This window comes from Symbiopectobacterium sp. RP (assembly GCF_050472005.1).
Classification (GTDB): domain Bacteria; phylum Pseudomonadota; class Gammaproteobacteria; order Enterobacterales; family Enterobacteriaceae; genus Symbiopectobacterium.
Window position 1 is genome coordinate 1,098,425 of record NZ_JBGOGS010000001.1, and the last position, 24,944, is coordinate 1,123,368.

The following is a 24,944-nucleotide window of genomic DNA, read 5'->3' on the forward strand; positions in this document are numbered from 1 at the left end:
GTTGGCTTATCCGGGGAAAGGAAGGGCATCGGGCCGAGTGGGGCGGTGACACCCGTAAAATTGGTGAAATTGCAGACGATCTGCCATTTATCGCAAACGGACAGGTTGGCTGGAAAGGGAAAAAAGCCAATATGGAGATCGGGGAAACATCCGTGATCATAACGCGAATAGCAAAACCGAAGCGGAAAGACAAGAGCACAGGACGGCGAGTAAAAGTTCAGCCAGGCGTAGCTCTGACACTCAGATTAGTTGTGGTTCGCCTTACCGATATCACGGTAAATTTATCGGACACTGGACGCTGCTCACAAACGTTAGCAACGAGATCACCAGCGCGGAAGTCGCTCGCTGGTATTACTGGCGCTGGGGTATTGAATCCTTTTTTAAGCTACTGAAAGGTGCCGGTCATGATGTAGAAAAATGGCTTCAGCGCAGTGCTGGTGCCCTGCTACGCAGGTTATTGATAGCTAGCATGGCATGTGTGCTGGTATGGCGGCTGCAACGCGCTGAAGGAGACGACAATGCGGCAGCCCGTCAGTTAATTTGCCGATTATCCGGACGACAACAAAAACGAGGGCGTAAAGAAAGCGCCCCAGCGCTGCTTGCCGGACTATCCATCCTGCTAAATACCTTGACGTTATTAGCAGACTATACCCCGTAAGAACTTGTCCACTTCGCTATGGTGGTTTTTAACCCTTTATGATGTGTAGATATAGCCAACCGACTTAAAAATGATTACAACAGATACCCTGATATGCGGCAAAAAAGCATAGCTGGCTGTTATCAAAATAATGTCGCTTGGCTATACCTATGAAAGTATGGGGATTGCTGCGCCAGTATTGCTGCTGTTGGTGCGTATTTTACAAGGTGCTGCGATTGGTGGTGAAGTGCCGTGAGCCTAGGTGTTTGTCTCTGAGCATGTGCCACGTTCTCGCATTAGGCTGGCGTGTGGCATTCTGACGGCGGGGCTGCCGCTCGGTATAGCCAAGCGACTTAATTTTGATTACACCATATGGACTGAGAACAAAATCTCTGTATCGCAACCACTCTCTCTTTTTTTGCTTTTTGCTTGTGCCCATTTATGCTCAATGGGGTTAAGATCTGGCGAATATGTAGGCAAATACCCTGCATCATGTAGGCAAATACCCTGCATCATGTAGGCAAATACTCCACCATATACCCTGCATCGATGATGACTTGTTGAATATTATGTTTTTTGTGAAAAGTTGCATTGTCCATCACGATTACCCTGTTTTTAGGGAGTACTGGGATAAGGACTTGTGTGACCCAGGAATAGAAAACATCGCTGTTAATATTGATATCAAATAATCCGATAGCAAACAGCGTTGTGCCTAATAACGCGCCGATAACATTTGTTCTTCCCTTGGCTCCCCCGTTCTTCAGGCCAAAACACCGTTGACCTTTTGGGGAATAGCCGTGAGTCCGTGGGGTATCGTGTGGAAAACCACTTTCATCAATAAAAACAATAGGTTTTCCTTTTTTCATACTGTTGTATTTTTTGTTGAAATGCTTGCCGGGCGCTTTCGTCGGCTTTCGGATGACATAGAGTTTTTTTTATAGGTCAATCCCAGCTTTTTAAGAGCTTGCCAAATGGCCTTCTGACAAACGCCAAAACGCTCTGCACGTTCTTTTTGGTAAGCATCTGGATATGGTTCAACATCTTTTATCAACTCGGATTTATCGCTCTTTCGCTGACGCGTGGTCGATGCTTTTGACGCTATTTGATTAATCCAACGCAATACAGAGGCAGGGCCAATCCGAAATTACTTCGCTGTTTCTCGGATACTCAACCCTTCTTCTTCCCGTGTAGATATCACTTTACGTCTAAAATCAATTGAATAGCTCATTTAAATAATGTAATCAAAATTAAGTCGTTTAGCTATATTCTGCTTGGTTCTGCGATTGCGACACTACTCAATAGCACATTAACGCCGCAGCAGATTGTCGGCGGCGGCTGGCGTATTCCGTTCTTCCTCGGCGGTATCTTTGGTTTCTTTGCCATGTATTTGCGTCGCTGCTTGCAAGAGACACCGGTATTTATGGAGATGCAGGCGCACAAACGTCTGGCGGAGGAATTGCCGCTTAAAGCGGTGGTGATGAAACATAAAACGGCAGTTGTGGTGTCGATGCTGCTGACCTGGCTGCTCTCAGCCTGCATCGTGGTGGTGATCCTGATGGCTCCGACCTATTTGCAAAAAGCGCATGGCATCCCCGCTTCGATGGCGTTGCAGGCCAACTGTCTGGCAACTATCACCCTGATGATGGGCTGTGTGACCGTCGGGATGATCGTCGATCGCATCGGAGCCGGTAAGACGTTTATTTTCGGCAGCAGCGGGCTGCGCTTTCTTCTATCTGGTGGTAGCGCGCGATCCTTCGTTGCTGTTCTTAGGGTATGCGGTTGCGGGATTATGCGTTGGCGTAGTCGGTGCTGTGCCTTATAGAAAAGCGACTTAATTTTGATTACACCATATGGACTGAGAACAAAATCTCTGTATCGCAACCACTCTCTCTCTAATTTTTTGCTTGTGCCCATTTATGCGCAATTGGGTTAAGATCTGGCAAATACTCCACCATATACCCTGCATCGATGATGACTTGTTGAATATTATGTTTTTTGTGAAAAGTTGCATTGTCCATCACGATTACACTGTTTTTAGGGAGTACTGGGATAAGGACTTGTGTGACCCAGGAATAGAAAACATCGCTGTTAATATTGATATCAAATAATCCGATAGCAAACAGAATTATTAGCAAATCTGGTTTATGGCGATCAGGCTACATTCCGCTCTGATGCTTAGTGAATCTGTTCTCCATCCTTAAATTGGACGTTGCTTACAACCAGGGTCAGCAGGTCAAATCCTCTTAGTCGGTTCCAGCTTTTCTGAGCTGACTGGAGCAGCTTAAATACCATTGACAGGGTTGTTTCTCTCGAACCATCGTTCTTCGCGCCTCTGCTTCGTAGCCTCACAGTCGCAAAAGCCGATTCAATCGGATTTGTCGTTCTTATTGACGCCCAGTGCTCTGACGGGAAGTCGTAGAATGCCAGCAGTTCTTCTTGAGCTTTCTCCAGCTTCTTCATCGCTGCAGGATACTTCGCTGAAAACCTTGCCAACAAAACATCAAAGGCTTCATTAGCGGCATCGCGGCTCTCTGCCAGCCAAACCTCCCGCAGCTCAGCCTTAACTTTCGGTTGCATGGCTTTGGGGTGTGAAGCCAACACATTAGCGGTTTTGTGCACCCAACAGCGTTGGTGCTGCGTGTCCGGGAATATCTTTGCCATTGCATTCCAAAAACCAAGGGCACCGTCTCCCGTAGACAGCTTGGGAGATACGGTTAGGCCACGTGCTCGCAGGCCATTAAGAAGTTCGGCCCAGTTTGCTTCTGACTCTCGATAACCATCTTCGACCGCAACCAGCTCCTTACGTCCATGCTCAGTGACGCCGATAATGACCAGCAGGCAAAGGCGATCATCTTGCCTGACATGGCTGTATATGCCATCGGCCCAGAAATAAACGTAGCGCGTATCGCTTAAATCACGCAGGCACCATTGCCTGTGCTCTTCAAGCCACTGCTGTTTCAGTCTGCTGATGATACTGGCAGAGAGGCCATTCGCTTTTTCACCGAGAAGCGCCCTCAGGGCTTCGTGAAAATCACCGGTGGATATGCCTCGCAGGTACAGCCATGGTAGCAACTCTTCGACGCTTTTTGCACGTTTCAGATAAGGCGGCAACAACGCGCTGTTGAAGCATATTCCGTTGCCGCTGCGCTCCCTGACCTTAGGCACTTTAATTTCAACATCCCCAATACCCGTCTGTATGGTTCGCGGTGGCAAATAGCCGTTACGAACGACAGCATGACGCCCGTCGTCAAGGCAGCGTTCAGCATATTGTTGCAGCATGGCTTCGAGCTCAACCTCAACGGCGGCAGCTATCAGCTGCCTGGCACCATTACGAATGAGTTCATGCAAGGGATCAGCTGCAATATCTGGTTCTGCGGAGACCTGTAGGGTAGACTTTTTCATGGGGTATCTCTCTGTTGTTGAAATCATCCACGAAATCAATCAGCAGGATACGCCACCCTCCCCGAAACCCCGTACACCAGAAATGAGCATAACTCCAGTCCATATGGTGTAATCATTTTTAAGTCGGTTGGCTATAACGCCTATCGCACCAGCCGTTTATGTGCTGGCACTGTCTGGGCTTGGCTTGCTGCTGGGGCTTTATCTTTATCAGACACAGTCGCGCCGCCGCGTGGCGCTTACTGAGTCGGCGCAGAACCTGTAGTGTTCCGTGCATGCTCTGTCGCAAGAAAACAAAAAGCCCGGCGCATGCGCCGGGCTTTTTATTGCGGGTAACGCGAGGCGATTAGTGTGCCGTGCCGCGTGCACCAATCGGCAGTACCTTACGGCCAAACTGCGCGTTCAGCATTTCTGCCATTGCCAAATAAATGGCGCTGGCGCCACAAATAATGCCTTCATAGCCCGCAATGGTCAGCAGGCCGTGGTTACCGGTGAAGTTACCGATAGCCAACAGGGCAAACAGCAGCGTCAGGCTGGCAAATACAAACTGCAGCGCACGGTTGACGAACAGCGTGCCGAAGAACATAAACAGGGTGAAAACGCCCCACAGTCCAAGAAATACTCCGAGGAACTGTGCGTCACTGGCTTCTGCCAGGCCCATTTTCGGCAGCATCAGAATGCCGACCAGCGTCAGCCAGAATGTGCCGTAAGAGGTGAATGCGGTCACGCCAAAGGTGTTGCCTTTCTTGTATTCCAACAGCCCTGCGATGATCTGGGCGATGCCGCCGTAGAAAATCCCCATGCTGAGAATAATAGAAGAAAGTGGGAAAAAGCCTGCGTTATGCAGGTTAAGAAGAATGGTAGTCATCCCGAAGCCCATCAGTCCTAACGGACCGGGATTCGCCAGCGAGTTCGTTTGCATAAATCCTCAGAATACAATAGTGGAGTTGTGTAGCTTGCTCGATGCCGCGTTCTGTCGGTGTTTCCTGATCTCTGGCGAGCTGTCCTTGCTCGTCGTCCCGATAGACCCTTGCTATTTAACTGTGAAAGCGCTGTAACCGTAAAAACAACGCAACGGTAAAATTTTCTAAAAAAATTTTAATTGCGGCGCGGCATAATAGCGAGACGATTGCGCGGATACAACAAGGCGCAAGAGGAATAGTTTAATCATAAAGGGGATCGCCTGCATTTTTTTTTTCGCTCCCCCCTTGAGGAGTAAATTGTTGTCCCCATCTTATTTCCAACCGAAACGGTTTGACATCTTGTAACGGGATGTGCTGGGAAGCATGAGTTTGCCTGGAACATCAAAGAACACCGTGTGGATGAGGAGACCTCGTGAGGGCAAACATTGAATAATTGCACCTTGTTGAGTTGAAAATCCCCTTTTCGCCCGCATAGTAGGTTGAACGGCCACACCGAATACGACTTTTTAGTGGAGATGTTTAGATGGGTAAGATTATTGGTATCGACCTGGGTACAACCAACTCTTGTGTAGCGATTATGGAGGGTACGCAGGTTAAAGTACTGGAAAACAGCGAGGGCGATCGCACCACGCCTTCTATTATTGCTTATACGCAAGATGGTGAAATTCTGGTTGGCCAGCCCGCTAAACGTCAGGCTGTGACTAACCCGAAAAACACCCTGTTTGCTATCAAGCGTCTGATTGGTCGTCGCTTCAAAGATGAAGAAGTGCAGCGTGATACCAACATCATGCCGTACAACATCGTTGCAGCAGATAATGGTGACGCTTGGTTGGAAGTGAAAGACCAGAAAATGGCACCGCCGCAGATCTCTGCTGAAGTGCTGAAAAAAATGAAGAAAACGGCAGAAGACTACCTCGGTGAAACTATCACTGAAGCGGTTATCACCGTTCCGGCGTATTTTAACGATGCGCAACGTCAGGCAACCAAAGATGCAGGCCGCATCGCGGGTCTGGAAGTAAAACGTATCATCAATGAACCGACAGCGGCTGCGCTGGCGTACGGTCTTGACAAAGAAGTGGGTAACCGCACCATTGCGGTTTACGACTTGGGCGGCGGTACGTTTGATATTTCCATCATCGAAATCGATGAAGTTGACGGCGAAAAAACTTTTGAAGTACTGGCAACCAATGGTGATACCCACCTGGGTGGTGAAGACTTCGACAGCCGTATGATCAACTATCTGGTTGACGAGTTTAAGAAAGAGCAAGGCTTCGACCTGCGCAACGATCCGTTGGCGATGCAGCGCCTGAAAGAAGCAGCAGAAAAAGCGAAAATTGAACTTTCCTCTGCGCAACAGACCGACGTTAACCTGCCGTACATCACGGCGGATGCTACCGGTCCGAAACACCTGAACATCAAAGTGACTCGCGCCAAGTTGGAGTCGCTGGTAGAAGAGCTGGTGACCCGTTCACTGGAGCCGCTAAAAGTCGCATTGCAGGATGCCGGGCTGTCCGTTTCTGACGTGCAGGACGTGATTCTGGTGGGTGGTCAAACCCGTATGCCGCTGGTACAGAAGAAAGTGGCTGACTTCTTTGGCAAAGAACCGCGCAAAGACGTTAACCCGGATGAAGCAGTGGCGATCGGTGCTGCGGTGCAGGGCGGCGTGTTAGCCGGTGACGTTAAAGACGTGCTGCTGCTGGACGTTACCCCGCTGTCACTGGGTATCGAAACCATGGGTGGCGTAATGACGCCGCTGATTACCAAGAACACTACCATACCGACCAAACACAGCCAGGTGTTCTCTACGGCGGAAGATAACCAGTCCGCAGTAACCATCCATGTGTTGCAGGGTGAACGTAAACGTGCACACGACAACAAATCGTTGGGTCAGTTTAACCTAGACGGTATTCAGAACGCACCGCGCGGTATGCCGCAGATTGAAGTGACTTTTGACATCGACGCTGACGGTATCCTGCACGTTTCTGCCAAAGACAAAAACAGCGGCCGCGAGCAGAACATCACCATCAAAGCATCTTCTGGCTTGAATGAAGATGAAATCCAGAAGATGGTGCGCGATGCAGAATCGAATGCGGAAGCTGACCGTAAGTTTGAAGAGCTGGTACAGGCGCGTAATCAGGGCGATCACCTGCTGCACAGCACCCGTAAACAGCTGGAAGAGTCTGGCGACAAGCTGGCAGCTAACGATAAAACCGCGATTGAAAATGCCCTGAAAGCGCTGGAAGGCGTATTGAAAGGCGAAGATAAAGCGGAGATCGAAGCGAAGATCCAAACGTTGATCGAAGCGTCTGCCAAACTGCTGGAAGCATCGCAACAGCAGGCACAAGCGGGTGCAGGCAGCAATGCAGATGATGCAGCGCGTAAAGAAGACGACGTTGTGGACGCTGAATTTGAAGAAGTGAAAGACAAAAAATAATCGCCCTTAGGCGGGCGCAACAACGGTGATAAGCCGTTGCTGGCAAACTAGGCACGGGCGTCGAGGAAACTCTGCGCCCGTGCACGCATGTTGAGGGCAGGAAAAAACATGGCGAAGCAAGATTATTACGAAGCGCTAGGCGTTGCCAAAGACGCCGATGAGCGGGAGATCAAAAAGGCCTACAAGCGCCTAGCGATGAAGTTTCACCCGGACCGCAGCCCCGGTGATAAAGACGCTGAAGCAAAATTCAAAGAGATCAAAGAAGCTTATGAAATTCTGACGGATGCGCAGAAACGGGCGGCTTACGATCAATACGGCCACGCGGCGTTTGAGCAAGGCGGTATGGGCGGAGGTGGGGCTGGCGGTTTCGGCGGCGCAGATTTTGGCGATATCTTTGGCGACGTATTCGGCGATATTTTCGGCGGTGGACGTCGTCAACGTGCCAGCCGCGGTGCCGATTTACGCTATAACATGGAGTTGACGCTGGAAGAAGCGGTTCGTGGTGTCGCCAAAGAGATCCGCATTCCGACGCTTGAAGAGTGCGACTCCTGTCATGGCAGCGGTGCAAAACCGGGCAGCTCGCCGGTAACCTGCCCAACCTGTCATGGCAATGGGCAGGTGCAGATGCGTCAAGGGTTCTTTACCGTTCAGCAAACCTGTCCGCACTGTCATGGACGTGGCAAGATCATTAAAGATCCTTGCAACAAGTGTCATGGTCATGGCCGCGTTGAAACCAGCAAAACCCTGTTGGTGAAAATCCCTGCGGGCGTGGATACGGGCGATCGTATTCGCTTGTCCGGTGAAGGTGAGGCCGGGGAGCACGGTGCACCTGCGGGCGAGCTGTACGTTCAGGTGCAGGTAAAACCGCATCCTATCTTCCAGCGCGAAGAGAACAATCTCTATTGCGAAGTTCCCATCAACTTTGCGATGGCTGCCATGGGCGGTGAGATTGAAGTGCCGACGTTAGATGGCCGCGTGAAATTGAAGGTGCCTGCGGAAACGCAAACCGGAAAATTGTTCCGCATGCGCGGCAAAGGTGTGAAATCGGTACGCGGCGGTGCACAGGGAGATCTGCTGTGCCGCGTGGTGGTTGAAACGCCGGTTAATCTTAATGAGCGCCAGAAGCAGCTGCTGAAGGAGCTGGAAGAGAGTTTCGGTGGGCCTTCGGGAGAGAGAAATAGCCCTCGCTCTAAAAGCTTCTTTGATGGTGTGAAGAAGTTTTTCGATGACCTGACCCGCTAACGTTGCTGGTTCAGACAAAAAAACCGGTGATGTATCACCGGTTTTTTTGAGCCTGTACACGAGATTGTGTAATTGCCTAATTTGTATTAGTCGCGACTAGATCTGACACTGGACTTTGAAAGGTTGAGAGTCACCGGTTTTGATATGGGTGTCTAATCCTTAAACAAAACGCGAGGTAACTCTCATGCTTCATACTAACAATCCCATTATCAAACACAAAGCCGGCCTGCTCAATCTCGCCGAAGAACTCGGTAACGTATCAAAAGCCTGCAAGAGCATGGGCGTGTCACGCGATACATTTTACCGTTATCAGGAACTGGCTGCTGAAGGCGGCATTGATGCGTTGGTTAACCAGAACCGCCGGGTTCCGAACCTGAAGAACCGCGCCGACGAAGCCACTGAACGCGCGGTTGTTGATTATGCTATTGAGTTCCCGCCCCATGGGCAGCACCGGACCAGTAATGAGCTGCGTAAAAAAGGCGTATTTATCTCCGGCAGCGGCGTGCGCTCCATCTGGCAACGACACGACCTGGAGAACTTCCGTAAACGCCTGAAGGCGCTTGAGGAAAAGGTCGCCAGAGAAGGCATTGTCCTTACCGACGCTCAAATCGCAGCCCTGGAGAAGAAGGCGCACGATGATGAGGCCTGCGGTGAAATCGAGACGGCACATCCCGGGTATCTGGGCTCGCAGGACACCTTCTACGTGGGCAATCTGAAGGGGGTGGGCCGTATCTACCAGCAGACGTTCGTGGATACGTACTCGAAAGTGGCACACTGCAAGCTGTATACGAATAAAACACCACTCACCGCCGCCGACCTGCTCAATGATAGCGTACTCCCGTTCTACGAGGCTCAGGGACTGCCGGTGCTGAGAATACTGACCGACAGGGGTACGGAGTACTGTGGTAAAGTGGAGCAGCATGATTATCAGCTTTATCTGGCTATCAACGATAACGAAGGCGATGTCTCCGCAGACGAACAGCATCTGCGAGCGCTTCCATAAAACCATTTTGCAGGATTTTTATCAGGTTACGTTCCGCAAGAAGTTATATGGAGACTTGGAAAGCCTGCAGGTAGATCTGGACAACTGGTTGTGGCATTACAATAATGAGCGAACTCATCAGGGAAAAATGTGCTGCGGGCGTACTCCGATGGCCACTTTACTCGATGGAAAACGGATCTGGGCAGAAAAGAATCTGAACCAGATGTAATCTGACAGACACCTGTATAAATAATCGGTAACTGTCAGATCAGGTCTGAGCTAGTACACCTGATTTTGATATGTTCAATCCAACATCAAAAGCAGGTTACTTTATGGACGAAAAACAGTTACAGGCTCTGGCTAACGAGCTGGCCAAAAATCTCAAAACCCCTGACGCTCTCAACCCGTTTGATCGCATGCTGAAAAAGATCAGCGTTGAAGCTGCCCTTAATGCTGAAATGACCCATCACCTCGGGCATGAGAAGCACCAGTCCAAATCTGGAACTAACACGCGCAATGGCTACTCCACAAAGACTGTTACCACCGGCGATGGTCCGCTGGAACTGCGTACACCACGTGATCGTGATGGTTCCTTTGAACCGCAACTGGTGAAGAAGAACAAGACCCGGATCTCCGGGATGGATAACCAGATTTTATCGTTGTATGCCAAAGGGATGACCACCCGCGAAATTGCCGCTGCGTTTATGGAGCAGGTTGTTGAATGGCAAAATCGCCCCCTGGATGCGGTTTATCCCATTGTTTACCTTGACTGTATCGTTCTGAAAGTCCGGCAGGACAGCCGCGTTATCAATAAGTCTGTGTTCCTGGCGCTGGGTATCAATATCGAAGGCCAGAAAGAGCTACTGGGGATGTGGCTGGCCGAAAATGAAGGTGCAAAGTTCTGGCTGAACGTGCTGACAGAACTGAAAAACCGTGGCCTGACCGACATCCTCATTGCCTGTGTGGACGGCCTGAAAGGGTTCCCGGATACCATCAACACGGTCTACCCGGAAGCCCGCATCCAGTTGTGCATCGTGCACATGGTGCGCAACAGCCTGCGCTTCGTTGCCTGGAAGGACTATAAGGCGGTAAGACGCGACCTCAAAGCAGTGTATCAGGCTCCAACCGAAGAGGCCGCGCTTCAGGCGCTGGAGACGTTCGGTGGGACATGGGATCACCGCTATCCGCAGATAAGCCGGAGCTGGCAGTCAAACTGGGCCAACCTATCGACATTTTTCTCGTACCCGCAGGAACTTCGCAAGGTATAGCTAGGCGACTTAATTTTGATTACAGCATATGTATTAAAAACAGGTCATCGATAGTGCATCCTGTTTCCATCTTTTTACGTTTAGCTTGAGACCATTTATGTTCTATACCCGTGATCATTGAAGATGCTTGATTTTACGCGGTAAGAAGATCATGCTCACCCACTATGAAGATATTTATTACCGACAAGCAAAAAGCCGAACTCGAACACCTTCATGACACCAGTCGTGATAAGCGTGTTTGTGATCGCATCAAAGCCGTCCTGCTGGCCTCCGAAGCATAGGTATCTACACATCATAAAGGGTTAAAAACCACCATAGCGAAGTGGGCAAGTTCCTCCGGGGTATAGTCTGCTAATAACGTCAAGGTATTTAGCAGGATGGATAGTCCGGCAAGCAGCGCTGGGGCGCTTTCTTTACGCCCTCTTTTTTGTTTTCGTCCGGATAATCGGCAAATTAACTGACGGGCTGCCGCATTGTCGTCTCCTTCAGCGCGTTGCAGCCGCCATACCAGCACACATGCCATGCTAGCATCAATAACCTGCGTAGCAGGGCACCAGCACTGCACTGAAGCCATTTTTCTACATCATGACCGGCACCTTTCAGCAGCTTAAAAAAGGATTCAATACCCCAGCGCCAGTAATACCAGCGAGCGACTTCCGCGCTGGTGATCTCGTTGCTAACGTTTGTGAGCAGCGTCCAGCGTCCGATAAATTTACCGTGAGTATCGGTAAGGCGAACCACAACTAATCTGAGTGTCAGAGCTACGCCTGGCTGAACTTTCACTCGCCGTCCGGTGTTCTTGTCTTTCCGTTTCGCTTTTGCTGTTCGCGTTATGATCACGGATGTTTCCCCGATCTCCATATTGGCTTTTTGCCCTTTCCAGCCAACCTGTCCGTTTGCGATAAATGGCAGATCGTCTGCAATTTCACCAATTTTACGGGTGTCACCGCCCCACTCGGCCCGATGCCCTTCCTTTCCCCGGATAAGCCAACATATTCCCTGGGAGCTTAATGTGCGCATATGCCCGATAGAGTCACCTTCACGGTCAATGAGATGAACTAACTTCTTCCCGGTATCAAGAGACTCAACGCGGGCGATATCAGCCGTCAAAGCATCCATATGATTCAGACTCTCAGACAAGCCCTCGGTTAGCGTTGAACGACAACCCGCCCTATCGGTTAGAGTTTGAGACAGGGGCGCTATTGGTAAACCATTTGCAGCATCAAGCAGTAGGCTGGTTTGTAGTTCATAACCGACGTCGCCACCATGCGTCATTTTCAAACGTTCTTCTTTCCCATTGTGGGTACGAAACTGTAAATGAGACCAGTCGTGAACGACGGGAGCGTATGGATGCGGGCTAAGTGCAACCTGCCGGAGAGCCAGCGAAATAATCGGTTCATTGAGCTGACTGAAGCTAATACGTTCATTATTAAAAAAACGCCAACCGGCCTGAGTAGTGGCGAATGTGGTTTTCTGCGCGCAGGCAAGGTCTTTAACGGCTGACGCCAATGGTGCTGCGGGAGTCATGTGTTGCTTAACCAGACGCTGATAACGCCGGTTAAGGCGGGCATCAATCCCGCCGATGGATAAGTTGAGATCATGCAGCAACGTAATAGCAGATATTGCAAAAGATGTGTAGATACCTATGCCTCCGAAGGCTGGCCCTCTTATAACAAGGCCCTCAAGCAGCGCGGTTCTCTAACCGTATGGCTAGATGAATCAGCCATTGCTGCATGGACGGAAAAAAACACTACTGAACGGCGTGGACGACCGCTCCACTACTCAGATATGACCATCACCACAGTCCTGATGATGAAACGCGTGTTTGGCCTTTCATTGAGGGCTTTACAGGGCTTTGGTGACTCGATTTTTAAACTGATTAAATTGTCGCTGCATTGTCCAGACTATTCGCTGCTCAGCAAGCGAGCAAAGACAGTGAACATCATCATAAAAACGCCAACCCGTGGTGAAATCTCACATCTGGTCATTGATGGAACCGGCCTGAAGGTCTTTGGCGAAGGCGAATGGAAAGTCCGGCAGCATGGTGCCGACAGACGCAGGGTATGGCGTAAGCTGCACCTGGCAGTAGACAGTGTGACACATGAGATTATCTGTGTGGATTTGTCGCTCAGTGGTACGACTGATGCCCAAGCTCTACCGGCGCTGATAAACCAGACCCACCGGAAAATCAGAGAGGCATCGGCTGACGGCGCTTAGGATACAGTTTACTGCTATGATGCTCTGCTGAGAAAGAAAATAAGGCCGCTTATCCCGCCACGAAGGGGGCGCAATATTGGCAAGATCGCTACCACGAGCGTAACCACGCTGTTGCAAATCAGCGCATTAGCAGTAGTAACGATATCTGGAAAAAGAAAGTGGGCTATCACCGGCGCTCAGTGGCTGAAACGGCCATGTTCCGGTTCAAAAGGCTTCTGGGTGGTCATCTAAGTCTGAGAGACTACGATGGTCAGGTGGGTGAAGCCATGGCCATGGTCAAAGCGCTTAACCTGATCACGCTATTAGGAATGCCGAACAGTATTCGCATCACGTAACAATCGACCCGTATGGGGCGCAGTCGTTACAAGTTCTGATTTATTCAACAAAGCCCCAAGCCGATCCAAACATAAAAAACATCACGGTTAATATTGCAATCAAATAACCCTATAGCAAAAAGGGTTGTTTCCAATAAAGCGCCAATAACATTTGTTCTTCCCTTAGCACCCCAGTTTTTCAGGCCAAAACAACGGTGACCTTTTGGGGAATAGCCGTGAGTTTGTGGAGTGTCATGTGAAAAACCACTTTCATCAATAAAAACAACAGATTTATCTTTTTTTTCATACTGTTGTCTTTTTTGCTGATGTACCAGCCTGTCGCTTTCGTTGGTTTTTGGATGGAATAGAGTTTTTTTTATAGGTTAATCCCAGCTTTTTAAGGGATTGCAAAATAGTCTTCTTACAAACACCGAATCGCTCTGCCCGTTCCTTTTGGTAAGCATCTGGATACTGTTCCACATCTTTTGCTAAAGCATTTTTATCGATCTTCCTCTTACGTGGCGTTGAATTTTTTGGCTCTGGTCGTTTAAGCCAACGTACTAAAGACGCTTTTCCAATACGGAATTGTTTCGCAGTTTCTCGAATTGTTAAACCTTCGGCTTTCCTTACAGATATTACTTTACGTCGAAAATTAATTGTATAACTCATAACACACCTTGTAATCAAAATTAAGTCGCCTAGCTATATCGCCCGATTTCAGGCATTTTAATGCACGTTTTAACCCAAGTCTCTGGTCTGTTTTTCCACTGATTTTATCCTCAAAAATCTGCTCGCAATTTGCACAAACGAGCGATTTTCGCTGTAAATCGGTGTCTTGGTCATTTTTTGACACCCTCATATAGCCTATTTTTGCCATTCCTGACCTTTTTTCACTCTCTATGAGCCTTTTATAGCCAAGCGACATTATTTTGATAACAATTATCTGTATTTTTTTGCCACATATCAGGGCATTGGCTGTAATCATTTTTAAGTCGTTTGGCTATAAGGCGTAAGCCACAGCACAAATCACATTGGCTTGCGGCATAGATTGCGGCAGGCCGATGGGTATGTAACTATTAACCTTATGTTAACGTAGTGCTCCCATCATCCTCGGCGCAGACCGGGAACCTCTTGCAGAAGGCATGCGTTTGGCCTGTAAGAGATTCCCGCTTACACGGGAATGATCGGATGAGTAAAGCCAGGAGTTTGTATTGAAGAGTTATCTGGTTGGCGGCGCAGTGCGGGACGCCTTACTCGATCTCCCAGTGTCAGAACGTGACTGGGTGGTGGTGGGTGCCACACCGGGACAGATGTTGGCGCTTGGCTACCAGCAGGTCGGGCAGGATTTTCCCGTCTTTTTGCACCCGGAAAGCAAAGAAGAGTATGCGCTGGCGCGTACTGAACGCAAATCGGGTAACGGCTATACCGGCTTTATTTGCCATGCCGCACCCGATGTTACGCTGGAAGCGGATCTGCTGCGGCGCGATCTGACCATCAACGCCATCGCCCAAACCGCAGAGGGTGAGTTGGTTGATCCCTATCACGGCCGTTACGATCTGCAACAGCGTCTGCTGCGCCATGTCTCTCCGGCTTTTCAGGAAGATCCGCTACGCGTACTGCGCGTGGCGCGCTTTGCCGCGCGTTTTGCCCATCTCGGTTTTCACATCGCGCAGGAAACGCTGGCGCTGATGCAATTTATGACGCGCGAGGGCGAGTTGGCTTTTCTTACGCCCGAACGGGTGTGGAAAGAGACGGAAAAGGCGCTGGCAACCCGCTCGCCTCACGTCTATTTTCAGGTGCTGCGAGACTGCGGTGCGCTGGCGGTATTGTTTCCCGAAATCGACAATCTGTATGGCGTACCGGCCCCGGCACAATGGCACCAGGAAATCGACAGCGGCGTTCATACCCTGATGACCCTGATGATTGCCGCTCACCTCACCCCCGAGATCGATGTACGCTTTGCCACGCTCTGCCACGATGTGGGAAAAGCGCTGACGCCGCCCGCGCTCTGGCCACGTCACCACAGACACGGCCCGGCGGGGGTGAAACTGGTGGAGCAACTGTGCCAGCGCTTACGTGTACCTAATGCGCTGCGCGACCTAGCTAAGCTGGTAGCGGAATATCATGACCTAGCGCATACCGTAACGGTATTGCAGCCCAAAACGCTGATGAAGCTGTTTGATGCGCTGGACGTGTGGCGCAAGCCGGAACGGCTGGAGAAGTTGGTGCTCACCAGTGAAGCGGATGCCCGTGGCCGCACCGGTTTTGAAGAATCCCCCTATCCGCAAGGCGACTACCTGCGCGAGGCCTTCACCGTTGCCTGCGCCGTCACCAGTGGCGCAGTCGTGGCCGACGGTTTTCAGGGTATCGGCGTGCGCGATGAGCTGCACCGGCGACGTATTGCTGCGCTTACCGCGTGGAAAGCGCAGAAAATTCCCGCTTCGACCCCGTAAGTGGCTTATTTCGTGCTACAGACCGCAATATAGTTAAGCAGGTGCCGGTAGCGGCGGAAGGTGTGAAACAGCCGAAGGAAGGTTGCGCGGTTTTCCGCCTTCAACGCGTTGCGCACAATCTTTGCCGCGCCGCCCCAACCTTCATCGTAAATCATGCCAGACGGCGTCATCAACCTCATCGCGCCCTGAGCGTTCTCCACCTGGCTGAAACCACTTTCAAGAAACAGGTTGCGCCACCCCACCAGCGTTATAGCCAACCGACATTATTTTGATAACAGCCAGCTATGCTTTTTTTGCCGCATATCAGGGCATTGGCTGTAATCATTTTTAAGTCGGTTGGCTATAACGGCTGGATGTTGACATTGATTGCCGCGCGCATCTGCGCCGTGACATCACCCGAGGCCTGCGGCAGCAGCATGATGTCATGGGTCAGCAACCGCCCTCCGGGTTTTAGCACGCGTAAATATTCCTGAATCAGCGGGCGCTTGGCTTTGTCGGCGTACATGGTGAGCATCGCTTCGCTAATCACCACGTCAAAGTGGTTATCAGGGAACGGTAATGCCAAGGCATTCGCTTCCATCACCGTCACAGGCCCTTCGACGCCACCAGCCAGAATGTTGTGCCGTGCTTGCTGTAATGCCGCCTTGTCCATATTCACCCCGACGATAGCGCACCCATAACTGAGTTATGCTCATTTCTGGTGTACGGGGTTTCGGGGAGGGTGGCGTATCCTGCTGATTGATTTCGTGGATGATTTCAACAACAGAGAGATGATATAGCCAACCGACTTAAAAATGATTACAGCCAATGCCCTGATATGTGGCAAAAAAATACAGCTAATTGTTATCAAAATAATGTCGCTTGGCTATACCCCATGAAAAAGTCTACCCTACAGCTCTCCGCAGAACCAGATATTGCCGGTGATCCCTTGCATGAACTCATTCGTAATGCTGCCAGGCAACTGATAGCTGCCGCCGTTGAGGTTGAGCTCGAAGCCATGCTGCAACAACATGCTGAACGCCGCCTTGACGACGGGCGTCATGCTGTCGTTCGTAACGGCTATTTGCCACAGCGAACCATACAGACGGGTATTGGGGATGTTGAAATTAAAGTGCCTAAGGTCAGGGAGTGCAGCGGCAACGGAATATGCTTCAACAGCGCGTTGTTGCCGCCTTATCTGAAACGTGCAAAAAGCGTCGAAGAGTTGCTACCATGGCTGTACCTGCGAGGCATATCCACCGGTGATTTTCACGAAGCCCTGAGGGCGCTTCTCGGTGAAAAAGCGAATGGCCTCTCTGCCAGTATCATCAGCAGACTGAAACAGCAGTGGCTTGAAGAGCACAGGCAATGGTGCCTGCGTGATTTAAGCGATACGCGCTACGTTTATTTCTGGGCCGATGGTATATACAGCCATGTCAGGCAAGATGATCGCCTTTGCCTGCTGGTCATTATCGGCGTCACTGAGCATGGACGTAATGAGCTGGTTGCGGTCGAAGATGGCTACGGGAGACGGTGCCCTTGGTTTTTGGAATGCAATGGCAAAGATATTCCCGGACACGCAGCACCAACGCTGTTGGGTGCACAAAACCGCTAATGTGTTGGCTTCACACCCCAAAGCCATGCAACCGAAAGTTAAAGTTAAGGCTGAGCTGCGGGAGGTTTGGCTAGCAGAGAGCCGCGATGCCGCTAATGAAGCCTTTGATGTTTTGTTGGCAAGGTTTTCAGCGAAGTATCCTGCAGCGATGAAGAAGCTGGAGAAAGCTCGAGAAGAACCGCTGGCATTCTACGACTTCCCGTCAGAGCACTGGGCGTCAATAAGAACGACAAATCCGATTGAATCGGCTTTTGCGACTGTGAGGCTACGAAGCAGAGGCGCGAAGAACGGTGGTTCGAGAGAAACAACCCTGTCAATGGTATTTAAGCTGCTCCAGTCTGCTCAGAAAAGCTGGAACCGACTAAGAGGATTTGACCTGCTGACCCTGGTTGTAAGCAACGTCCAATTTAAGGATGGAGAACAGATTCACGAAGCATCAGAGCGGAACGTAGCCTATCGCCATACACCAGATTTGCTAATAACTCATGCTGGCCTGCAATACGGCGTATGCGGCAAGCACCAGCGGGCAAATTATAGCCAAGCGACATTATTTTGATAACAATTAGCTATATTTTTTGCCACATATCAGGGCATTGGCTGTAATCATTTTTAAGTCGGTTGGCTATAATGTAGGGCTAAACGTGGTTGCTGTCTGTGAGGTCAAGGAAAACGCAGCCACCGCCCGCGTGGAATGCCCGAACGCAAAAGCGCTGATGTCAAAGATTACGCAAACCTCGCTAAGCGCAGGAGCTCGCACGGTAACCCATCAGGAACAGCGGCTGATCACGATTGAGTGGTGATGGCGTAGGTTGGTTTTTTCGATATCAGCGGTAGGATAATCAGATACTGAAAGAAGAGCCGCAGCCACAGGCGCTTTTCGCATTCGGGTTAGTGACCACGAAGCGCGAACCTTCCAGACCTTCCGTGTAATCCACCGAACCACCGACCAGATATTGCAGACTCATCGGGTCTACCACCAGCGCCACGCCCTGTTTCTCAATGGTCATGTCACCGTCGTTAATTTTATCATCGAAAGTGAAACCGTATTGGAAGCCGCTACAGCCGCCGCCGGTGATGTAAACGCGAAGCTTCAGCTCCGGGTTCTCTTCATCAGCAATCAGGACTTTCACCTTTTTTGCCGCCGCATCAGTGAATTGCAGCGGCACAGCCATTACTTCATCGCTCATTGTCGTACTCCCAGCTTGTCTTTTATTGGGCGGCGCACGCCGTTTGCCTTATCCCAATCACACGCTCATTATCCAACAGCGGGAAACAAGGTTCAAGGTTTGGCCTTGCGTTCATTTTCCGCACGCTGCTCTAACGCATTCTGCCGTTGCAGCGTTCGGGCCAAAATAGCAGAGTATAGCGGTTGTCCGCCTAGAAACTGCGCCATTAACGTCGCCCCTAGGCAGGTGATGATCATGGGCAGAATCAGCTGATAGTTATCCGTCATTTCCAGCACCAGCACAATTCCGGTCAATGGGGCGCGTACTGAAGCCGCAAACAACGTGCCCATTCCTGCAATGGCAAAGGTGCCAGCACCTAATGCATAGTCAGGAAATACGCCGTGCAATATCAACCCGTAAGCACCGCCTAGCACGGTGCCCAACGCCAGCATCGGTGCAAAGATCCCGCAGGGTGCGCCAGAACCAAAACACAACAGCGTCAATATAGCCAACCGACTTAAAAATGATTACAGCCAATGCCCTGATATGTGGCAAAAAAATACAGCTAATTGTTATCAAAATAATGTCGCTTGGCTATACAGCAATATCCGTGCCCGTTTTACAGCAGAAAAAGATGGATAAACAGAATAACGTTATCAGTGCATGGTGCACACTTATAGACGTTTTTCACTGTTTATCCGCCCCGTCTTTGTGCAGGGTGGTGTGCATTGCACAAAAATGGGGGGATGTCTTTTAGCAGGGGAAAAGGCAGAACCGACGTTCAAATCCAGGGAATATGCTAAATAATTCGCTGGATCATTTGCGACTGGTTTATTATTGCTAGTAAATCTGGCTCTTATGTTATTTTCCGTTCATGTTAGTGGCGTATTTTCTTTCTGCGGCGTTGCGGTTCAGGCTGTAGAAACGCAGTAGTGGGCTGTTGGCATGAGCTTTGATGATTTGACGAACGCTGTTGTGATGAGCATTGTTGCGATGAACATCGATACAACGTTCCTACCGATACCCGAGGGTATCCGAGGTTTCTGTGCAGTTAACCAGTTTTACGGATTACGGATTACGCGCGCTGATCTACATGGCATCACTGCCTGAAGGGAAGATGACGAACATTACTGAAGTGACGCAAGTGTATGGCGTCTCTCGTAATCATATGGTCAAAATTATCAATCAACTTAGTCGGGCTGGCTTTGTGATGGCAGTGCGCGGTAAAAATGGCGGCATCCGTTTGGGCAAGTCAGCGCAAACCATTCGCATTGGCGATGTGGTACGCGCGCTGGAACCGCTGTCTCTGGTCAACTGCAACCATGATTTTTGCCACATCACGCCGGCATGCCGCTTAAAATGGGTGCTGCAAGAGGGCGTTCAGCGCTTTCTCTCCGAACTGGACCAACATATGTTGGCCGATATGGTGAAAGAGAACCCACCGCTTTATAAATTATTGTTGGTTGAATGAAGTCCGTTCAGCCTTCTGCTGAAGACAACGGAGGAACCGCAATGTCCCAAGATCCATTCCTAGAACGAGAAGCAGAAAAATACGAATCACCCATCCCCAGCCGCGAATACATTCTGGCTCACATCGAAAAACTCAATACACCCATTAGCCGCGATGAACTGGCTGCCAATTTGGAACTCACTACGGAAAAGCGGCAAGAAGCGCTGCGCCGTCGTTTGCGCGCGATGGAGCGTGACGGTCAACTGGTGTTTACCCGCCGCCAATGCTATGCGTTGCCGGAAAAACTGGATTTGCTGCGTGGCACGGTGATCGGCCACCGCGATGGTTTTGGTTTCCTGCGTGTAGAAGGGCGCAAGGACGACTTGTACCTGTCGGCTGAAGAGATGAAACGCACTATGCATGGCGATGTAGTGCTGGCGCAACCGCTGGGTGCCGATCGCAAAGGGCGGCGTGAGGGGCGTATCGTGCGAGTTCTGGAACCGCGTACCGGGCAGATTGTCGGTCGCTACTTCCTCGATGCCGGTATGGGGTTTGTGGTGCCGGATGACAGCCGCCTGAGCTTCGATATTCTTATCCCGCAAGAGAACATCAACGGTGCCCGTATGGGCTACATGGTTGTGGTTGAGTTAACGCAACGTCCCACGCGCCGTACCAAAGCCATTGGGAAGATTGTTGAGATCCTGGGCGATAAAATGGGTACCGGCATGGCGGTGGATATCGCACTGCGCACCCACGATATCCCGCACACTTGGTCGAAGCAGGTCGAAGAACAGATCAAAGATTTCAACGAACAGGTGCCGGAAAGTGCGAAAAAAGGGCGCGTCGATCTGCGTTCGCTGCCGCTGGTGACGATTGACGGTGAAGACGCGCGCGATTTTGACGATGCGGTCTACTGCGAGAAAAAACGCGGTGGCGGCTGGCGTCTGTGGGTTGCCATTGCTGATGTCAGCTATTACGTGCGTCCCAATACGCCGTTGGATCATGAAGCACGGGCGCGTGGTACCTCGGTCTATTTCCCTTCGCAAGTGGTGCCGATGCTGCCGGAAGTGCTGTCGAACGGCCTGTGTTCGTTGAACCCGGACGTGGATCGGCTGTGTATGGTGTGCGAGATGACCATTTCTGCGACCGGCAAGCTGACGACATACAAATTCTACGAAGCAGTGATGCGTTCCCATGCGCGCCTGACCTACACCAAGGTGTGGCATATGTTGCAGGGCGATGCGAAACTGTGTGCGCATTACCAGCCGCTGGTAGGCGGATTTGAAGAGCTGCACAAGATGTATCAGGTGTTGGAAAAAGCGCGTGAAGAGCGCGGCGGCATCGCCTTTGAAACCGAAGAAGCGAAGTTTATCTTCAACGCGGAACGCCGTATCGAACGCGTGGAATCGATGGTGCGTAACGATGCGCACAAACTGATTGAAGAGTGCATGATTCTGGCCAATATCTCGGCGGCCAGATTCGTTGAGAAAAATCAGGAGCCTGCACTGTTCCGGGTGCACGATCGCCCGAGTGAAGACCATGTGCTGGCACTGCGCAGCGTGCTGGGTGAGCTTGGTTTGACGCTGAAAGGCGGTATGAAGCCGGAACCCAAAGATTATGCAGAACTGATGACGCTGGTGGCGGATCGCCCTGACCATGAAATGCTGCAAACCATGATGCTGCGCTCCATGAAACAGGCAATTTACGATCCGGAAAATCGCGGTCACTTTGGTCTGGCGCTGACATCATACGGTCACTTCACGTCGCCGATTCGCCGCTATCCCGATCTGTCACTGCACCGTGGCATCAAGTATTTGCTGAGCGATCGTCGTGAACGTTCGACGCAGACTGGCGGTTGGCACAGCGATCTTAATGAGATGCTGCAACTGGGCATGCATTGTTCGCTGACTGAGCGGCGGGCGGATGAAGCCACGCGCGATGTCGCCGACTGGTTGAAATGTGACTTTATGCAGGATCACGTCGGTGAATCTTTTACCGGGATTATTTCCAGCGTAACCGGCTTTGGCTTCTTTGTGCGTCTCAACGATCTGTTTATCGATGGCCTAGTGCATGTCTCGACGCTGGATAACGACTACTACCGTTATGACAATGTGGGCCAACGCTTGATCGGTGAATCGAGCGGGCAGGTCTATCGTCTGGGTGATGAGGTCGAAATTCGCGTGGAAGCCCTCAATATGGACGAACGCAATATCGATTTCTCTCTGCTCTCCAGCAAACGCAAAGTGCGCGGTGAAGGCAAGACTGCACGCGACAAGGCGAAAAAACCGGAGCGCCGTGAGGCGCGGCCAGCACGGCGCGGTGGTAAGAAACCGGCTAATTTTGAGCCTGACAGTGCGTTTCGCAAGGACGATAGAGCAGGGAAAAAGGCTGCGCCCGATAAGGTGAAAGCAAAGGCCAAGGTGAAGAAAAAGACCGACAAGGCGCAGAAAAACGCCGAAAAAACGCGTAAAATCGCCGCCGCCAAGGCGAAACGCGCCAGTAAAAAGAACGCGGCACAGTAATGCCCGCAGCGAACGGCGGAGCTTCCGCCGTTCGTTAACACACCACGTTTGAAGAGTATCAATGAGCGAAATTATTTACGGTATCCACGCAGTCAACGCCCTGTTAGAACGCGATCCACAGCGTTTTCTGGAAGTCTTCATCCTCAAAGGGCGTGAAGATCGCCGCTTGCAACCGGTGATCGCGGCCTTGGAAGCTAATGGCATTGTGATTCAGGTAGCGAATCGTCAATGGTTGGATAGCAAGGTTGAAGGGGCCGTGCATCAGGGGATCGTGGCGCGCGTCAAAGAGGGGCGTCAGTATCAGGAAAACGATCTGCCGGATCTGCTGGCAAGCGTAGCACAGCCGTTTTTGTTGGTACTGGATGGCGTTACCGATCCTCACAACCTCGGTGCGTGCTTGCGTAACGCGGATGCCGCCGGGGTGCATGCGATCATTGTGCCGTGTGATCGTTCTGCGAAACTCAATGCCACCGCGAAAAAAGTGGCCTGCGGGGCAGCGGAAAATGTGCCTTTGATCCGCGTGACCAATCTGGCGCGCACGCTGCGCTTGTTGCAGGAAAATCAATTGTGGATCGTCGGGACCACGGGTGAAGCAGACCACACGCTCTATCAAAGCAAGCTGACTGGACCGCTGGCGCTGGTTATGGGCGCGGAAGGAGAAGGGATGCGTCGTTTGACGCGTGAACACTGCGATGAGTTGATCAGCATCCCAATGGCCGGTAGCGTTTCGTCGCTTAACGTTTCGGTTGCGACCGGTGTTTGTTTGTTTGAAGCGGTGAGACAGCGTCTGGCGTAACCATCCTCTGTTTTGTGCATCAACGCGTCTGCTTAGCGATACAGCACGGCGCGTGATGTCCACATGTTGCTCAATTCGTGCTCTTGCTTCAACGTGATGGTGTAATAGCGTGCGCCGTAAGAGTCAGCTTTTTGTTGAATGGCACGATCGGCGTCGTCGCTACTGCCTCGCACGTTGACCGATATCGATCCCATTTTCTCTAAGGCACTGGTTTGGGCATAGACGATAAGCTGCGCCTGCTGTGTTGGCGGCAGCAGCGGCATTGGCTTACTTTAAAAAGCACTACAGGCGCACAGGAGCGTCATGAGGGAAAAGGTGATGAACCGTGTAAGCGCAGTCATAAGTTCCTGGCAGCTGTAAAAAAGGGCGGGGAGTGTTTCGCAGCTTGCCCTGAGTCAACAGGGGCGTCAAGCCACTCGGTGGTGACGCGCTATTTCACCAGATGTACTGATTTAACGTCGATCTCTACGCTATTCCAGTCTTTATCTACTTCGCCTTCGATACGTATAGCTAAACGACTTAATTTTGATCACATTATTTAAATGAGCTATTTAATTGATTTTAGACGTAAAGTGATATCTACACGGGAAGAAGAAGGGTTGAGTATCCGAGAAACAGCGAAGCAATTTCGGATTGGCCCTGCCTCTGTATCGCGTTGGATTAATCAAATAGCGTCAAAAGCATCGACCACGCGTCAGCGAAAGATCGATAAATCCGAGTTGATAAAAGATGTTGAACCATATCCAGATGCTTACCAAAAAGAACGTGCAGAGCGTTTTGGCGTTTGTCAGAAGACCATTTGGCAAGCTCTTAAAAAGCTGGGATTGACCTATAAAAAAACTCTACGTCATCCGAAAGCCGACGAAAGCGCCCGGCAAGCATTTCAACAAAAAAAACAACAGTATGAAAAAGAAGGTAAGCCTATTGTTTTTATTGATGAAAGTGGTTTTCCACACGATACCCCACGGATTCATGGCTATTCCCCAAAAGGTCAACGGTGTTTTGGCCTGAAGAACGGGGGAGCCAAGGGAAGAACAAATGTTATCGGCGCTTTATTAGGCACAACGCTGTTTGCTATCGGATTACGAGTTATGCTCATTTCTGGTGTACGGGGTTTCGGGGAGGGTGGCATATCCTACTGATTGATTTCATGGATGATTTCAACAACAGAGAGATGATACCCCATGAAAAAGTCTACCCTACAGGTCTCCGCAGAACCAGATATTGCAGCTGATCCCTTGCATGAACTCATTCGTAATGGTGCCAGGCAGCTGATAGCTGCCGCCGTTGAGGTTGAGCTCGAAGCCATGCTGCAACAATATGCTGAACGCTGCCTTGACGACGGGCGTCATGCTGTCGTTCGTAACGGCTATTTGCCACCGCGAACCATACAGACGGGTATTGGGGATGTTGAAATTAAAGTGCCTAAGGTCAGGGAGCGCAGCGGCAACGGAATATGCTTCAACAGCGCGTTGTTGCCGCCTTATCTGAAACGTGCAAAAAGCGTCGAAGAGTTGCTACCATGGCTGTATAGCCAACCGACTTAA

25 protein-coding genes and 10 pseudogenes are annotated in these 24,944 nt (G+C 50.8%); 19 read left to right on the top strand and 16 right to left on the bottom strand.

Annotation, left to right across the window (positions count from 1 at the left end):
* Positions 1 to 131: 131 nt before the first annotated feature.
* The 3 genes and pseudogenes from ACD630_RS07185 to ACD630_RS07195 form a co-directional block, all read left to right on the top strand.
* Entirely contained in the window at positions 132 to 392 is a 261-nt protein-coding gene (locus tag ACD630_RS07185; protein WP_430358596.1) for a hypothetical protein, read from the top strand.
* A 77-nt stretch (positions 393 to 469) separates the two neighbouring features.
* Positions 470 to 658 (top strand): hypothetical protein, encoded by a 189-nt coding sequence (locus ACD630_RS07190; RefSeq protein WP_430358597.1) that lies wholly within the window; start codon positions 470 to 472, stop codon positions 656 to 658.
* A 145-nt stretch (positions 659 to 803) separates the two neighbouring features.
* Positions 804 to 980: pseudogene (locus ACD630_RS07195) on the top strand (MFS transporter); the annotation flags it as partial.
* A gap of 20 nt (positions 981 to 1,000) precedes the next feature.
* Here the strand turns inward: ACD630_RS07195 and ACD630_RS07200 are convergent.
* The 3 genes from ACD630_RS07200 to ACD630_RS07210 are packed head-to-tail and all read right to left on the bottom strand — an operon-like array spanning position 1,001 to position 1,775.
* The gene (locus ACD630_RS07200) at positions 1,001 to 1,153 is read right to left on the bottom strand and encodes a transposase (protein ID WP_430358598.1); all 153 of its coding nucleotides are present in this window, start codon (positions 1,151 to 1,153) and stop codon (positions 1,001 to 1,003) included.
* Entirely contained in the window at positions 1,150 to 1,503 is a 354-nt protein-coding gene (locus ACD630_RS07205) for an IS630 family transposase (RefSeq protein ID WP_430358599.1), read from the bottom strand. The genes ACD630_RS07200 and ACD630_RS07205 overlap by 4 nt, the downstream gene beginning before the upstream one ends.
* Complete coding sequence (locus ACD630_RS07210; RefSeq protein ID WP_430359942.1) at positions 1,500 to 1,775, bottom strand: IS630 transposase-related protein; 276 nt, start codon at positions 1,773 to 1,775, stop codon at positions 1,500 to 1,502. The genes ACD630_RS07205 and ACD630_RS07210 overlap by 4 nt, the downstream gene beginning before the upstream one ends.
* Positions 1,776 to 1,901: 126 nt before the next feature.
* On the opposite strand from ACD630_RS07210, the pseudogene ACD630_RS07215 reads away from it, so the two are divergent.
* Positions 1,902 to 2,457: pseudogene (locus ACD630_RS07215) on the top strand (MFS transporter); the annotation flags it as partial.
* Between the two features lie 72 nt (positions 2,458 to 2,529).
* Here ACD630_RS07215 and ACD630_RS07220 read toward each other — a convergent pair.
* The 3 genes from ACD630_RS07220 to satP all read right to left on the bottom strand — a co-directional run bounded on the left by ACD630_RS07220 (position 2,530) and on the right by satP (position 4,958).
* A complete protein-coding gene (locus ACD630_RS07220) occupies positions 2,530 to 2,772 on the bottom strand; it encodes a transposase (protein WP_430358600.1) in 243 nt (80 codons plus the stop codon).
* A gap of 40 nt (positions 2,773 to 2,812) precedes the next feature.
* Complete coding sequence (locus tag ACD630_RS07225; RefSeq protein WP_430358601.1) at positions 2,813 to 4,039, bottom strand: IS256 family transposase; 1,227 nt, start codon at positions 4,037 to 4,039, stop codon at positions 2,813 to 2,815.
* A 343-nt stretch (positions 4,040 to 4,382) separates the two neighbouring features.
* Positions 4,383 to 4,958 carry an acetate uptake transporter gene (satP, locus tag ACD630_RS07230; RefSeq protein WP_430358602.1) on the bottom strand — a complete coding sequence of 192 codons (576 nt, stop codon included), beginning with the start codon at positions 4,956 to 4,958 and terminating at the stop codon, positions 4,383 to 4,385.
* Positions 4,959 to 5,482: 524 nt separating this feature from the next.
* On the opposite strand from satP, the gene dnaK reads away from it, so the two are divergent.
* The 5 genes and pseudogenes from dnaK to ACD630_RS07255 form a co-directional block, all read left to right on the top strand.
* Complete coding sequence (gene dnaK / locus ACD630_RS07235; protein ID WP_430358603.1) at positions 5,483 to 7,393, top strand: molecular chaperone DnaK; 1,911 nt, start codon at positions 5,483 to 5,485, stop codon at positions 7,391 to 7,393.
* Between the two features lie 108 nt (positions 7,394 to 7,501).
* Positions 7,502 to 8,635, top strand: coding sequence for a molecular chaperone DnaJ (dnaJ, locus tag ACD630_RS07240; RefSeq protein ID WP_430358604.1), 1,134 nt, complete (start codon positions 7,502 to 7,504; stop codon positions 8,633 to 8,635).
* Positions 8,636 to 8,819: 184 nt separating this feature from the next.
* Positions 8,820 to 9,846 (top strand): annotated as a pseudogene (locus ACD630_RS07245) (IS481 family transposase).
* Positions 9,847 to 9,949: 103 nt separating this feature from the next.
* Positions 9,950 to 10,882, top strand: a pseudogene (locus ACD630_RS07250) (IS256 family transposase); the annotation flags it as partial.
* A gap of 167 nt (positions 10,883 to 11,049) precedes the next feature.
* Positions 11,050 to 11,160, top strand: a pseudogene (locus ACD630_RS07255) (IS630 family transposase); the annotation flags it as partial.
* Positions 11,161 to 11,177: 17 nt separating this feature from the next.
* Here ACD630_RS07255 and ACD630_RS07260 read toward each other — a convergent pair.
* Positions 11,178 to 11,408 carry a hypothetical protein gene (locus ACD630_RS07260; RefSeq protein WP_430358605.1) on the bottom strand — a complete coding sequence of 77 codons (231 nt, stop codon included), beginning with the start codon at positions 11,406 to 11,408 and terminating at the stop codon, positions 11,178 to 11,180.
* Complete coding sequence (locus ACD630_RS07265; protein WP_430358606.1) at positions 11,339 to 12,493, bottom strand: transposase; 1,155 nt, start codon at positions 12,491 to 12,493, stop codon at positions 11,339 to 11,341. The genes ACD630_RS07260 and ACD630_RS07265 overlap by 70 nt, the downstream gene beginning before the upstream one ends.
* On the opposite strand from ACD630_RS07265, the pseudogene ACD630_RS07270 reads away from it, so the two are divergent.
* Positions 12,485 to 13,437 (top strand): annotated as a pseudogene (locus ACD630_RS07270) (IS5 family transposase). The gene ACD630_RS07265 and the pseudogene ACD630_RS07270 sit on opposite strands and share 9 nt — an antisense overlap.
* A gap of 44 nt (positions 13,438 to 13,481) precedes the next feature.
* Here the strand turns inward: ACD630_RS07270 and ACD630_RS07275 are convergent.
* From ACD630_RS07275 to ACD630_RS07285, 3 genes and pseudogenes are all read right to left on the bottom strand, one after another.
* A complete protein-coding gene (locus tag ACD630_RS07275; protein WP_430359943.1) occupies positions 13,482 to 13,796 on the bottom strand; it encodes a transposase in 315 nt (104 codons plus the stop codon).
* Entirely contained in the window at positions 13,720 to 14,085 is a 366-nt protein-coding gene (locus tag ACD630_RS07280; protein ID WP_430358607.1) for an IS630 transposase-related protein, read from the bottom strand. Before ACD630_RS07280 ends, ACD630_RS07275 begins: the two co-directional genes overlap by 77 nt.
* Positions 14,086 to 14,122: 37 nt before the next feature.
* A pseudogene (locus tag ACD630_RS07285) lies at positions 14,123 to 14,293 on the bottom strand (recombinase family protein); the annotation flags it as partial.
* 334 nt (positions 14,294 to 14,627) lie between these two features.
* On the opposite strand from ACD630_RS07285, the gene ACD630_RS07290 reads away from it, so the two are divergent.
* Complete coding sequence (locus ACD630_RS07290; RefSeq protein WP_430358608.1) at positions 14,628 to 15,869, top strand: multifunctional CCA addition/repair protein; 1,242 nt, start codon at positions 14,628 to 14,630, stop codon at positions 15,867 to 15,869.
* A 5-nt stretch (positions 15,870 to 15,874) separates the two neighbouring features.
* On the opposite strand, the gene ACD630_RS07295 is transcribed toward ACD630_RS07290, so the two are convergent.
* Positions 15,875 to 16,126: a hypothetical protein gene (locus ACD630_RS07295; protein ID WP_430358609.1), complete on the bottom strand. Its 252-nt coding sequence runs from the start codon at positions 16,124 to 16,126 to the stop codon at positions 15,875 to 15,877.
* A gap of 83 nt (positions 16,127 to 16,209) precedes the next feature.
* The gene (locus tag ACD630_RS07300) at positions 16,210 to 16,521 is read right to left on the bottom strand and encodes a class I SAM-dependent methyltransferase (protein WP_430358610.1); all 312 of its coding nucleotides are present in this window, start codon (positions 16,519 to 16,521) and stop codon (positions 16,210 to 16,212) included.
* A 222-nt stretch (positions 16,522 to 16,743) separates the two neighbouring features.
* Here ACD630_RS07300 and ACD630_RS07305 point away from each other — a divergent pair.
* Positions 16,744 to 17,917, top strand: a pseudogene (locus ACD630_RS07305) (transposase); the annotation flags it as partial.
* A 139-nt stretch (positions 17,918 to 18,056) separates the two neighbouring features.
* Positions 18,057 to 18,263: a hypothetical protein gene (locus tag ACD630_RS07310; RefSeq protein WP_430358611.1), complete on the top strand. Its 207-nt coding sequence runs from the start codon at positions 18,057 to 18,059 to the stop codon at positions 18,261 to 18,263.
* 39 nt (positions 18,264 to 18,302) lie between these two features.
* Here ACD630_RS07310 and erpA read toward each other — a convergent pair whose 3' ends face one another.
* On the bottom strand, positions 18,303 to 18,650 hold the full coding sequence (gene erpA / locus ACD630_RS07315; protein ID WP_430358612.1) for an iron-sulfur cluster insertion protein ErpA: 348 nt from the start codon (positions 18,648 to 18,650) through the stop codon (positions 18,303 to 18,305).
* Positions 18,651 to 18,742: 92 nt separating this feature from the next.
* Positions 18,743 to 19,153 (bottom strand): annotated as a pseudogene (locus tag ACD630_RS07320) (chloride channel protein); the annotation flags it as partial.
* Here ACD630_RS07320 and ACD630_RS07325 point away from each other — a divergent pair.
* From ACD630_RS07325 to rlmB, 4 genes are all read left to right on the top strand, one after another.
* Entirely contained in the window at positions 19,065 to 19,271 is a 207-nt protein-coding gene (locus ACD630_RS07325; RefSeq protein WP_430358613.1) for a hypothetical protein, read from the top strand. The pseudogene ACD630_RS07320 and the gene ACD630_RS07325 overlap by 89 nt on opposite strands.
* A 403-nt stretch (positions 19,272 to 19,674) precedes the next feature.
* Positions 19,675 to 20,100: a nitric oxide-sensing transcriptional repressor NsrR gene (gene nsrR, locus ACD630_RS07330; protein WP_430358614.1), complete on the top strand. Its 426-nt coding sequence runs from the start codon at positions 19,675 to 19,677 to the stop codon at positions 20,098 to 20,100.
* A gap of 41 nt (positions 20,101 to 20,141) precedes the next feature.
* A complete protein-coding gene (rnr, locus tag ACD630_RS07335; protein ID WP_430358615.1) occupies positions 20,142 to 22,601 on the top strand; it encodes a ribonuclease R in 2,460 nt (819 codons plus the stop codon).
* 61 nt (positions 22,602 to 22,662) lie between these two features.
* Positions 22,663 to 23,397 carry a 23S rRNA (guanosine(2251)-2'-O)-methyltransferase RlmB gene (gene rlmB / locus ACD630_RS07340; RefSeq protein WP_430358616.1) on the top strand — a complete coding sequence of 245 codons (735 nt, stop codon included), beginning with the start codon at positions 22,663 to 22,665 and terminating at the stop codon, positions 23,395 to 23,397.
* A 32-nt stretch (positions 23,398 to 23,429) separates the two neighbouring features.
* Here the strand turns inward: rlmB and ACD630_RS07345 are convergent, their stop codons facing one another.
* Positions 23,430 to 23,660, bottom strand: coding sequence for a YdgH/BhsA/McbA-like domain containing protein (locus tag ACD630_RS07345; protein ID WP_430358617.1), 231 nt, complete (start codon positions 23,658 to 23,660; stop codon positions 23,430 to 23,432).
* A gap of 279 nt (positions 23,661 to 23,939) precedes the next feature.
* Here ACD630_RS07345 and ACD630_RS07350 point away from each other — a divergent pair, with 279 nt between their 5' ends.
* Positions 23,940 to 24,539, top strand: a complete 600-nt coding sequence (locus ACD630_RS07350) for an IS630 transposase-related protein (protein ID WP_430358618.1) — start codon at positions 23,940 to 23,942, stop codon at positions 24,537 to 24,539.
* 42 nt (positions 24,540 to 24,581) lie between these two features.
* A pseudogene (locus tag ACD630_RS07355) lies at positions 24,582 to 24,929 on the top strand (transposase); the annotation flags it as partial.
* Positions 24,930 to 24,944: the final 15 nt, after the last annotated feature.